The 11,113-nt window shown below is 41.0% G+C and carries 12 protein-coding genes; 5 read left to right on the forward strand and 7 right to left on the reverse strand.

Translation table 11 applies throughout. The annotated features are described in order from the left end of the window. Positions 1-284 precede the first annotated feature (284 nt). The 3 genes from H5203_RS08560 (at position 285) to H5203_RS08570 (ending at position 2,362) form a co-directional block, all read left to right on the forward strand. Positions 285-647, forward strand: a complete 363-nt coding sequence (locus H5203_RS08560) for a PilZ domain-containing protein (RefSeq protein WP_145241396.1) — start codon at positions 285-287, stop codon at positions 645-647. Positions 648-713: 66 nt separating this feature from the next. Further along, the gene (locus H5203_RS08565; protein WP_145241362.1) at positions 714-1,622 is read left to right on the forward strand and encodes a histone deacetylase; all 909 of its coding nucleotides are present in this window, start codon (positions 714-716) and stop codon (positions 1,620-1,622) included. A 71-nt stretch (positions 1,623-1,693) separates the two neighbouring features. Beyond that, positions 1,694-2,362, forward strand: coding sequence for a hypothetical protein (locus H5203_RS08570; protein ID WP_145241360.1), 669 nt, complete (start codon positions 1,694-1,696; stop codon positions 2,360-2,362). A gap of 4 nt (positions 2,363-2,366) precedes the next feature. On the opposite strand, the gene H5203_RS08575 is transcribed toward H5203_RS08570, so the two are convergent. Beyond that, positions 2,367-3,836 (reverse strand): PLP-dependent aminotransferase family protein, encoded by a 1,470-nt coding sequence (locus H5203_RS08575; RefSeq protein ID WP_182819595.1) that lies wholly within the window; start codon positions 3,834-3,836, stop codon positions 2,367-2,369. A gap of 115 nt (positions 3,837-3,951) precedes the next feature. On the opposite strand from H5203_RS08575, the gene H5203_RS08580 reads away from it, so the two are divergent. Together H5203_RS08580 and H5203_RS08585 are read left to right on the forward strand one after the other, a co-directional pair. Then, positions 3,952-4,527: a GNAT family N-acetyltransferase gene (locus H5203_RS08580; protein WP_145241356.1), complete on the forward strand. Its 576-nt coding sequence runs from the start codon at positions 3,952-3,954 to the stop codon at positions 4,525-4,527. After that, on the forward strand, positions 4,527-5,129 hold the full coding sequence (locus H5203_RS08585) for an FMN-binding negative transcriptional regulator (RefSeq protein WP_145241354.1): 603 nt from the start codon (positions 4,527-4,529) through the stop codon (positions 5,127-5,129). Before H5203_RS08580 ends, H5203_RS08585 begins: the two co-directional genes overlap by 1 nt. Before the next feature lie 79 nt (positions 5,130-5,208). Here H5203_RS08585 and cyoE read toward each other — a convergent pair whose 3' ends face one another. The 6 genes from cyoE to H5203_RS08615 all read right to left on the reverse strand — a co-directional run bounded on the left by cyoE (position 5,209) and on the right by H5203_RS08615 (position 10,705). Further along, a complete protein-coding gene (gene cyoE / locus H5203_RS08590) occupies positions 5,209-6,093 on the reverse strand; it encodes a heme o synthase (protein WP_182819596.1) in 885 nt (294 codons plus the stop codon). A gap of 46 nt (positions 6,094-6,139) precedes the next feature. Beyond that, the gene (gene cyoD / locus H5203_RS08595; protein WP_145241350.1) at positions 6,140-6,499 is read right to left on the reverse strand and encodes a cytochrome o ubiquinol oxidase subunit IV; all 360 of its coding nucleotides are present in this window, start codon (positions 6,497-6,499) and stop codon (positions 6,140-6,142) included. Then, positions 6,499-7,119: a cytochrome o ubiquinol oxidase subunit III gene (gene cyoC, locus H5203_RS08600; RefSeq protein ID WP_182819597.1), complete on the reverse strand. Its 621-nt coding sequence runs from the start codon at positions 7,117-7,119 to the stop codon at positions 6,499-6,501. The genes cyoD and cyoC overlap by 1 nt, the downstream gene beginning before the upstream one ends. Then, a complete protein-coding gene (cyoB, locus tag H5203_RS08605; RefSeq protein WP_145241346.1) occupies positions 7,116-9,119 on the reverse strand; it encodes a cytochrome o ubiquinol oxidase subunit I in 2,004 nt (667 codons plus the stop codon). Before cyoB ends, cyoC begins: the two co-directional genes overlap by 4 nt. 2 nt (positions 9,120-9,121) lie before the next feature. Beyond that, positions 9,122-10,045, reverse strand: a complete 924-nt coding sequence (gene cyoA, locus H5203_RS08610) for a ubiquinol oxidase subunit II (protein WP_145241343.1) — start codon at positions 10,043-10,045, stop codon at positions 9,122-9,124. Between the two features lie 246 nt (positions 10,046-10,291). Then, the gene (locus H5203_RS08615) at positions 10,292-10,705 is read right to left on the reverse strand and encodes a hypothetical protein (RefSeq protein WP_145241341.1); all 414 of its coding nucleotides are present in this window, start codon (positions 10,703-10,705) and stop codon (positions 10,292-10,294) included. Positions 10,706-11,113: the final 408 nt, after the last annotated feature.

Consider the following 11,113-nt stretch of genomic DNA (forward strand, 5'->3'; position numbering starts at 1 on the left):
GGGCTTTTTTTATTAACCTGGAATATAGATCAGAGATTCACGATCCAGAGTTCAGCTTATACCAATCGTGTTAAGTTACTGACCATTTATAGCGACAGATAAATGGAGTGATAACAAGACATAAATTTTGACATGTAGTTGTTCTACATGAAAAATTTATAACGCAGTTAGCGCTTTATTTAGCTCGCTAGAATGGTTAAATATTTAAGTCGATTGGTATTAATTACACATACTGACTAAAAAATAGGCTACACTTAATCCCAATACTCCTACAAGGAATAATGATGGAAAACCGCCGACATTACACGCGCATTTTATTTTCAACTCCCGCGCATTTAACCAATAATTCCCATAGTTATCCGTGCCAGTTGCTCGATATCTCATTAAATGGCGCTCTGGTTAGTCGCAATAATAACTTTAACTTTACAAAAAACAGTAGTGCTATTCTTGCCTTTAAACTCCCGCAAAGTGAAGTAATCATCGCGATGACTGTCACTATTTGTCATATCGAACAGCAACATATAGGTTTAAAATGTACCCATATTGATATAGATAGTATTACCCATTTAAAGCGTTTAATTGAGTTAAACCTCGCTGACGATACACTACTGCACCGTGAACTTGAGGGTTTGATCCATAGTGCGTAAAGCAAGTAACTGGATTGAAATTGCCCTGTAGGTTACCCTAGAGAAAATTCGCAACGCAATCTGACTATGGCTCTTAATCAACACTTACCGCTGGTTTATCACCCTAACTATTCGTTTAACTTTGATCCTAACCATCGTTTTGTAATGAGTAAATTTGCCCATTTATACCAACAAGTAAAAGCACTTGGTTTGGCGAATAGCAACCTAATCACACCTCAACTTGGCAGCCCTGAGGCGCTTGAATTGGTACATTGTAATAATTACATTCAAGATTTATGGCATAACCGCTTAGATGATAAAGCGATGCGTCGTATTGGGCTACCTTGGTCAGAACAATTAATGGCACGAACTTTTACCGCACCTCAAGGCACGTTGCAAACTGCGCGCTTAGCTCTTGAGCACGGCATTGCATGCCATTTAGCCGGCGGTACACACCACGCTCACAGCGATTTTGGCTCTGGCTATTGTATGGTCAACGACTTAGCCTTTACTGCTCAAACGCTGATTCAATCAGCTGAAGTGACCAATGTATTGATTTTTGACTTAGATGTACACCAAGGCGATGGCACCGCAGCCATATTACAACACCAACCTTATGCATATACCTGCTCGATTCATTGTGAAAAGAATTTTCCATTTCGCAAATCCGCCAGCGATCTCGACATTGGTTTAGCTAATAATATGCAAGATGATGAATATTTAGGGGTTGTTGATGATACCTTGCGCTTTTTACTCAGAGAACTTAACCCTGATTTAGTGCTTTATGATGCAGGTGTCGACATTTGGCAGCAAGATGGTTTAGGTAAACTTGATATTAGCTGGCAAGGCATTGAAAAACGAGATCACTTAGTGTTTAAGCGCTGTATTGAGCACAATACGCCAGTGGCAAGCGTGATTGGCGGAGGTTATGACAGAGATCACTTGCGCCTTGCAAAACGCCACGCAATTGTTATAGAGCAAGCTGCGCTGTTTTAAAAGCAGAGTATAAAACTGCTAAAACAGTATTTTTGACTACACTTTAAATTCATACCTTTATTGAGATCATTATGCGACTGTTGTTTATTTTGTTACTTACATTTATGTCAAGTATTGCCAACGCCGAAGAAGAAGCTGTAAAAGAAGAGCTTCCGCCGATTAACCCAGCTTACAATGCAGAGCATGCTATGGTGCTCGTTAATCAAGGCTCGCGTATTTTTGCTGTTAACCTACCGACTTATAAATTACCTCACGATGTGCAAGTTGTTTATCAAATTGAAAACCCAGATGTCGCTTTTTTAAGCCTGGTACGTGATGCAGAGCTTATTACTATCAAACCACAACCATTTAATATTCAACGGCTAATGCGTGGCGAAGAACTAACAATTACGGCAGATGTGTATGCCGGACACTACCAGCGCGATGGCAGTTTGGTTTATCAACATAGACCTATTGTAATGAGTAAATTACTTTATGCGCGGGAATTAACTGATTTGAACGAATCATCGCAGTGGCAAGAATACGACATGATCACCCTCAAAAATAATGAGCGAATTTATATCCATAAAATTACCCAAGCACCGAGTTTTAATCACCTTATTTTTGCAGATTTAACCAATGCCTGTTTGCAAAAATTTCGCACATCAAAACGCGTCCCAAGTATTGGGGAACTCACCTATAAATTTGCCAACTGTGGTACTTTAAAGCCGCTCTATTTTGATGTTGAAGGTTTGCAGTAAAAAATTATTTACTCGAAAATAGTTGCATAGTTATAAACTTTAACCCTTGCTGCATCTTCTCACTCGATTGTCCTGCAAAACCAAGCCGAGCATAGCTATAGTTTATGGGTTTTAAGCTACGTACTGAGTTGGTAAAGTAAAACTCGGCTTGGGTTTGTAAATATATACCTTGCTTTGCTAACTGCGCTTTTAAGTGCTGAGTGTCTTTATTAAAGTTGACCCACATCGCCATGCCGCCGTCGGGCTTTTTATATTCTATAGGATGCCCAAGTGCTTGTAGCTCTATTAAATAGGCATCCATCGCTTCATAGCGCTGTTTATACAGTTTGGTCATACGCTTTAAATGGCGTTCAAAGCCACCTTCTTTCATCCAGTGCGCCACAGCTAATTGCATGATCACATCGTTCTTATGGTTCATCAGCTGCTTCCACGCAGTTAATTGCGCTAATACTTCAGGCGCTGCGCAGATATAACCGATACGTGCGGCTGAAAACATAATCTTTGAAAACGTCGATAGATAAATAACAATGCCCGCGGGGTCATCGGCGGCCATGGGTTGTAATGGCTGACAGCGATAATGAAATTCATGGTCGTAGTCATCTTCGATGATCATCACGTTATGGGCATAACACAGTTGATAAATTTGCAAGCGCCGCGTTGGCGATAAGGTCACGGTAGTTGGGTATTGGTGCAGCGGCGTTAAGTACAGCATTTTAATTGGATAACATTCCAGCTGGGCTTTTAAATCATCAACACATAAGCCTTCATCGTCTTGTTTTATATCAATCAATTGCGCGCCACAAGCTGCAAATGCTTGCCTTGCTGGCGGATAACCTAACGTTTCTACTGCGACAAAGTCATCTTTTTTTATAAACGCTTTTGCGATTAAAAACAGTGCTTCTTGCGAGCCATTGCAGATCAATACGTCGCTTACGTTTAAATTACGCGCTTTGTATAAGTAATCACAAATATGAGCTTTTAATTGCTCGTTACCACTGACCTGCCCATAATGCAGTTGATTGATATCTAAGTGATTACACACATAGCTGACGGAGCGTTTAAATTCTTTTTGTGGGAAACTGGCAAGATCAGGCAAGCCACCAGCAAAGTTATATCTATACGCAGTTAAATCCATTCCAGCAGCGGGCACAGCCAATGTTTTAGCAAATTGATAAGGTTTTGCTTTCAGTATTGGAGTACTTGAGGTACTAACACTACTTTGAATGGGCAATGACTTGGTGATCCGATAACCTGAGCGCTGCCGAGATTCAAGCCAGCCTTCCGCTACTAATAATTGCAATGCATTCATCACTGTATGGCGATTGAGCTGATAAGTGTTTGCCATGACACGCGCCGAGCTGAGTTTTACCCCTGGCGCAAGCTTGCCTTGCATTATGGCACTGCGTATCGCGCTGGCTAGTTGCAAATATTTGGCAGGCTCTGACTCATCAAATTCAATAACTAACGGCTGCATTACGACTCCAAAAACACTCTAAACTGGTCTAGTTAAAAAGCTAAAACTGGTTGTTTATTACTGACCAAAGTAGCGTACCTTTGTTATTCATAAATAGCAAAATATGGGGCTTATCATGTTTACAAAACACATTCATCAAACCAATAAGCTGGCTTTAGAGCCACTGACACAAAACCACCTAGAGGGGCTATATCAAGCAGGCCAAGATCCACAAATATGGCGTTGGGTTTTAATGAATTACACCCAAACCCGTGCAACTCTCGATGATTGGTTTATCAATACAGCGCAGTTTAATGCCGAACAACAAATAGTCTACGCCATAGTTGATAAAGTAAGTAAGCAGGTGCTTGGTACTACACGTTTATTTAGGTTAGATAAACAAAATTACAGCGCCGAGATTGGCCACACATTTATTGCTAAAAAGTGGCAACGTAGCTTTGTAAATACCCACGCTAAATACTTGCTACTGCAATATGCGTTCGAAGAATTAGGCTTAGTCCGTATTATTTTTAATACCCATGAACAAAACCAAAAATCGCGTAATGCTATAGCACGCCTTGGCGCCCGCTTTGAAGGCATTAGTTATAAAGACAGGTTACTTGCCGATGGCTCATACCGAAACACCGCTCAGTTCAGTATTATAGACGAGCAATGGCCGACAATAAAATCTCAGTTAGAAGGAAAACTATAATGTACCCAGCGGCCCATTTTCAACAACATGATAGTAAGCAATTACAACAGTTAGTAAATAGCTATCCACTGGCGACCATTTTAATGCCTAATACACAAAACCAACTCAATGATATATGCCGCGTGCCATTATTATATGACCCAGCTCGCGAGGTTTTTATCGGCCATGTGGTCAAATATAACCCCCTGTCATCATTTGAAGGTCAATCAGTGAAGCTATTATTTAGTGGCGATGATTGCTATTTATCGCCCGCTTACGCACACAATAAAACCCTACCTAGTTGGCTTTATTCGAGTGTTTATGTGACAGCTAAAGTACGTATTGTTAAAGACCAACAGCACAAAGAACAGATCATGCAACGATTAACCGATCACTTTGAGCAACACTTTACCCAACCTGATACAACTAAATGGCAACTTGATGAAGTACCAGTAAAGCATCGCCATGTAATGTATCAACAATTAAGTTTTATTGAATTTATTACCATTCATTGGCAGGGCAATTTTAAACTTAGTCAAAACAAGCCAGCTGAAATACGTGCAGCCATAAAGCAAAGTTTAATGTTAGCGGGGAAACTCAGTATTGCTGAGTTAATCAATTAGCGGTGCTATAAAAATGAAAAAAGGCTCCTCGGAGATCTTAGAGCCTTTGGTTAACTTTGAAATAAACTCGGTTTAGTAATTAGTTAAAAGCAAACAGATGCGGGGCAATATTTTGGTAATCAACTGCCATGGCGATACTCAGTGCAGTGATATTCACAATTGAAAACGCAAATACTTGGCGTGCCCAACCACTAATATCAATATTACGACGATAACCTCGCAGCGCCATTAATAACCACCAAAAACTAGTAGTGCAAGCAACAGCTAAAAAAGCCATACCGGTATAACCGCCGATGGTTAATAACATTACCACTAACGCATATACCGCGATATACAACACAATATGATGTTTAGCTTTATCAATACCTTGCGCTACCGGTAATACCGGAATACGCGCAGCTTGGTAGTCTTTATAGCGAAAAATAGCAATCGCATAAGAGTGCGGCATTTGCCACAAACTGAACATTACTAATAAGATCAACGCGCCAACATCAAACTGTGCTGAAACAGCGCAGTACCCTACCACTGGTGGTACTGCTCCTGATAAACTACCGATAAACGTGCCATACACTGAGCGACGCTTCATATATAAGCTGTAAACACCCACGTATATGACATAACCAAACACAGCAAAAAATACCGCAATCCAGTTAGTAAAAACCATTAGTAAAGCAAAGCCTAGTAAGCCAAGTACTGTGCCATGCAGCAAAGCCGTGGTTGCAGACATTTCACCGGTAACGGTTACCCGTGTTCGCGTGCGCGCCATGCGAATATCAATATCACGGTCGATCACATTATTGATCACGCAACCTGAGGCTACCATCAGCGATAAGCCAACTAATGTAGCAAGCATTAGCCAGCCATCAATATCACCACGCGAGGCGAGTAAAAACCCACCCGCAACCGAGATCAAATTACCCATGATAATACCGGGCTTAGTGACCTTTAAATAACGACGAAACATCTGCAGTTCCCCTATTCTTTGCTTTACGAAAACGTACTAGCTGGGGCTAGTACATCATCATGGCGTTCGATTCGTAGATGATCCATACAGACAGGCCAACCACCATGACGATGATCAGCGCACTGAAGATGAACGATAACGAACTGGCTTTACCGTCTTCGGTGGTAAAGTTCAGGTGCAAGAAGTATTTTAAATGCACCCAAATTTGCACAATGGCCATTACGACAACACAGGCAAATGTGGTTGGTTTTGACAATGTACCGCTCATCACCGCCCAAAATGGAATGGCCGTTAGAATGATTGATAAAACAAAACCTATTAAATAGTCTTTAACACTGCCATGTGAAGCATCACTATGGCTTTGTGTATGTAGCTCATTAAATACATGTGATTCACTGTGGCTCATTACATCACTCCCATTAAGTAAACAACGGTAAATACGCAGATCCATACCACATCTAAAAAGTGCCAAAACAAACTTAAGCAACTTAAACGTGTAACGGTTGCTGGGTTTAAACCACGACGTGACACTTCGAACATCATCGTCGCCATCCAAATCAGACCAGCGGTTACGTGCATACCGTGTAAGCCAACTAAAGAGAAGAACGAGGTTAAAAATGCGCTGCGCTGCGGGCCATTACCATGGGCAATTAAATGATGAAATTCATAAATTTCCATACCAATAAACACAGCACCAAAAGCAAAAGTAATTGCCAGCCACGTTAATGTAGCGGCCTTCTTTTGCGCATGAGCTGAGATCATCGCAAAACCAAAAGTGATACTACTTAGTAGCAATGCAGCAGTTTCAACCGCTACAAAGTCCAGTTCAAAAATATCTTTGCCAGATACGCCACCCGCTGTATTCATATAAAGCACAGCGTAGGTGGCAAAAAATGAGGCAAACAATAAGCAGTCGGTCATTAAGTAAAGCCAAAAACCAAATACCGTATCGCCACCAGTATCATGATGCTCGTGATCATGGGCATCATGATTGATGATATTTATATCTGCAGAGGTAGCACTCATGCGCTGAACTCCTTACCTTGGTTAAATGTTGTTGCACTTTTATTATGTGCACTTTCAATTTCAAGAATTTCTTCTGGTTGCACGTAGTAATCAACATCACTGGTGTAACAGCGCTTAAAGAATACCGTGATGCCAGCAATAACACCGACAATTGCCAACCACCAAATATGCCAAATCATGGCAAAACAGAATGTGGTAAAACACGCACTCATCATCACCCCTGCCGAAGTATTTTTTGGCATATGAATAGGCGCATAGCTTGCTTGTTGTTGATACGCTTGGCCTTTTTCTTTCATATCAGTCCAAGTATCGATATCGTGTACATGCGGTATAGTAGCGAAGTTATAGTATTGTGGTGGTGACGATGTTGACCACTCAAGTGTGTGTCCATTCCACGGATCGCCGGTTGTATCTTTTAATGCTTCGCGATTTTTAAAGCTCACAATAAGCTGTACAACTTGGAACAAAATACCAAACATAATGATCACCGCACCGACAAAGGCAATGTACAACCAGATATTCCAATCTGGGTTATTGGTGTGGTTTAAGCGACGTGTCATACCTAAGAAACCAAGTACGTATAACGGCATAAATGCAACAAAGAAACCAATTAACCAACACCAGAAAGACGCCTTGCCCCAACCTTCGTGAAGTTTAAAGCCCATTGCTTTCGGGAACCAAAATGCGAAACCAGCCAAGTATCCAAATACCGCACCGCCGATGATGGTGTTATGAAAATGTGCAATCAGGAATAGGCTGTTGTGTAATACATAATCAGCACCTGGGATTGCTAGTAGTACCCCTGTCATCCCGCCGATGGTAAAGGTCACCATAAAGCCAAGTGTCCAAAGTACAGGAACTGTGATGCGTAAACGACCACGATAAATAGTAAATAACCAGTTAAACAGTTTCACTCCGGTGGGCACCGCAATGACCATGGTCATTACGCCAAAGAAGGCATTAACATTAGCACTGGACCCCATAGTGAAGAAATGGTGTAACCAAACAATAAAACCTAAGATAGAAATTGCACCGCTGGCATAAACCATAGATTTATAACCAAATAAACGTTTACCAGTAAAGGTCGAGATAACTTCAGAGAAAATACCAAACGCAGGTAAAATCAAGATATACACTTCAGGATGACCCCAAGCCCAGAACAGGTTGATGTACATCATGGCGTTACCGCCAGCTTCATTAGTAAAGAAGTGGAAATCTAAATAACGGTCTAGCGTTAACATAGTCAACACCGCAGTTAAGATTGGGAATGACGCAGCAATTAAGATATTTGCCCATGTACATGTCCAGGTAAAAATTGGCATTTGCATTAAACGCATACCAGGGGCACGCATTTTAAACACTGTTACTAAAAAGTTTACTGCCGTTAATAGTGTACCAATACCTGATATTTGCAGTGCCCAAATATAATAATCGACCCCGACTCCAGGGCTAAAAGACATCTCCGATAGCGGCGGATAAGCCACCCAACCTGTTTTTGCAAATTCACCACAGAACAATGAAATATTAATTAATATTGCACCACCGGCAGTAAGCCAAAAACTTAGATTATTTAAAAACGGAAATGCTACATCGCGCGCACCAATTTGCAGTGGCAATACAATGTTCATTAGACCAATCATAAATGGCATCGCCATAAAGATGATCATGATCACCCCATGCGCGGTGAAGATTTGGTCATAATGCTCTGGCGGCAAATAACCCGTTGCGCCTCCTGTAGCAAGCGCCAATTGTGCCCGCATCATAATGGCATCTGAGAAACCACGAAACAGCATGATCAAGGCAAGGATAATGTACATCACACCTAAGCGTTTATGATCGATTGAGGTGATCCAGTCGTGCCATAGCACCCCCCATTTTTTATATTTTGTGACTAAAGCTGCAATCAATGCCCCTGCAATCACTACTACCGCCATTGTCACCATCAAAATAGGTTCATGAAACGGAATGGCATCTAACGATAATTTTCCAAATAACGACATAATTATTCCTCGCCCTCGCTGTGCATTGTGTGATTTTCATGACCGCTGTGCTCAGGCATTGCACTGTGCATTTTGTTCATATCACCATGTGCTTGCATATATTTCATAATGATGGTGTGGAACAAGCCATCATCAACATCAGCAAAATAAGTCACCGGGTTGTTTTCACTCGGTAATGCTAGTGCATCATAATTCGCTTTAGTGAGCGTATTAGCTTGGCTTTTCACCTTGTTTACCCACGTATCAAAGTCAGCTTGCGTTGGCGTAGCTATGGCATTAAATTTCATACCAGTAAAACCTGCGCCGCTGTAGTTAGCAGAAAAGCCTTTAAACGTACCCGGTTCATTAGCAATCAAATGCAACTTAGTTTCCATGCCCGCCATCGAGTAGATTTGGCTACCTAGTTGTGGGATGAAAAATGAGTTCATGGTACTTTCTGAGGTGATTTTATATTCCACCGGTACATTGGCTGGAAATACCAATTCATTAACCGTAGCAATACCTTGCTCAGGATAAATAAACAGCCATTTCCAATTCAGTGATACCACTTCAACTGTTAAGTGTTTGCCTTTACCTTCAAGCGGTTTATAAGGGTCAAGCTGTTGCGTTGATTGCCAAGTAATGACACCCAGTACAATCACTATCACAATAGGAATGGCCCAGACTGCGGCTTCAATTTTTCCTGAGTGTGCCCATTTTGGCGCATAAATTTGCTGCTCTTGGCCATCACGATATTTCCACGCAAAGTACAAGGTCATCACAATCACAGGAATAACCACAATTAACATCAGCACAGTGGCAATGATGATCAGATTTTTTTCATCTATCCCAACTTGCCCTTTTGGATCAAGCACCCCGCCTTTACAGCCAGTCAGTGCGAGCACAGTTGTGCCCAGAGCAATATTACAGAGGTTTCGAATTAACAAAGGACTATCCTACAACCTAAAATTTGATATGTGCTGCCCCTACAACTCTAAATAAAAGCGTAAAAACAACGGTTTGAATATTCCTCAGGTAACTTTTTAGCGCCATAAAAAATACTAAGCATCAAAAAAGCAATAAAGGAATTTGAGGGTGTTGGTTGAATCGCAGGTACACTGCGGCTAAGCGTTATTACAGCGGACAGAATCAGCAGAATAGTTAAAAGCCAAACTATCTATAACGAGTAGCGTTCAACCATTAACAAGAGGTGGAGCACGACAACCATGAGCGCTGTGTACTACTAAAGATGTTTTTGTTTGACGAAAAGCAAAGGCTGCTTTGCGTAAAATAACCCCAGCACGACGCGCTGGGAAAAAGTGAAAAATCAACCAACATAAACCAATGAGTAACTGGCACGACACAACTGGATATGCCAAAAAGCCCAATACATTAATTAAAGATGACTCATATACAGCCCCTTCAGTTAATAAGCTTTTTAGCTCTGTCGCATCTTCAATACTACCATTTACCAGCATGGCTGAATTAATTAATAAAATAACTAATACAGAAAATAGCTCTCGTCCGGCAAAAAGTGCACGCGCACGCAACTGCCATCTACTAAGCGTAGAGTGCGTTTTTGCTGGCGGACAATTTTGCGAATTCAAACGTATATGGCCTTATTGGTTATATATTACGAAGTAAAGAGATTGGCTTTACGCTATTTTCCACTTCGTTGTTATGATCTTAATCAATAAAGTTTCAGTAATTACTGAAATTTCGGGAGGATTATAACAAAGTCAACACAAGCTACAAGTATAAAACAACATAGCGGGCTAACTTTTTATTAATATATTGAATTACAGCTATAAAAAAAGCGCCATACTGGCGCTTTAAAAATAACTTAAATGATAATTGGCGGCTTTTATAAAATAAAAAGCAACTCAAGCTAAGTTATCCCCTAACTTGAGTCGTCTTTTTGACAACATCTTCACACACAATTATAAAGATTCGTTTAATAGCGTATTCGCTATTGAATTTGGTATTGGCTGCTTCGCCATCTAACTGCATGTCGG

Source organism: Pseudoalteromonas sp. SG41-1 (assembly GCF_014164575.1).
Taxonomy (GTDB): domain Bacteria; phylum Pseudomonadota; class Gammaproteobacteria; order Enterobacterales; family Alteromonadaceae; genus Pseudoalteromonas; species Pseudoalteromonas rhizosphaerae.

Excerpts from the sequence above, each read along its gene's own strand:
- H5203_RS08560 (WP_145241396.1), top strand. The coding sequence starts at position 285 with ATGGAAAACCGCCGACATTACACGCGCATTTTATTTTCAACTCCCGCG.
- H5203_RS08565 (WP_145241362.1), top strand. The coding sequence starts at position 714 with ATGGCTCTTAATCAACACTTACCGCTGGTTTATCACCCTAACTATTCG.
- H5203_RS08570 (WP_145241360.1), top strand. The coding sequence starts at position 1,694 with ATGCGACTGTTGTTTATTTTGTTACTTACATTTATGTCAAGTATTGCC.
- H5203_RS08575 (WP_182819595.1), bottom strand. The coding sequence starts at position 3,836 with ATGCAGCCGTTAGTTATTGAATTTGATGAGTCAGAGCCTGCCAAATAT.
- H5203_RS08580 (WP_145241356.1), top strand. The coding sequence starts at position 3,952 with ATGTTTACAAAACACATTCATCAAACCAATAAGCTGGCTTTAGAGCCA.
- H5203_RS08585 (WP_145241354.1), top strand. The coding sequence starts at position 4,527 with ATGTACCCAGCGGCCCATTTTCAACAACATGATAGTAAGCAATTACAA.
- cyoE (WP_182819596.1), bottom strand. The coding sequence starts at position 6,093 with ATGTTTCGTCGTTATTTAAAGGTCACTAAGCCCGGTATTATCATGGGT.
- cyoD (WP_145241350.1), bottom strand. The coding sequence starts at position 6,499 with ATGAGCCACAGTGAATCACATGTATTTAATGAGCTACATACACAAAGC.
- cyoC (WP_182819597.1), bottom strand. The coding sequence starts at position 7,119 with ATGAGTGCTACCTCTGCAGATATAAATATCATCAATCATGATGCCCAT.
- cyoB (WP_145241346.1), bottom strand. The coding sequence starts at position 9,119 with ATGTCGTTATTTGGAAAATTATCGTTAGATGCCATTCCGTTTCATGAA.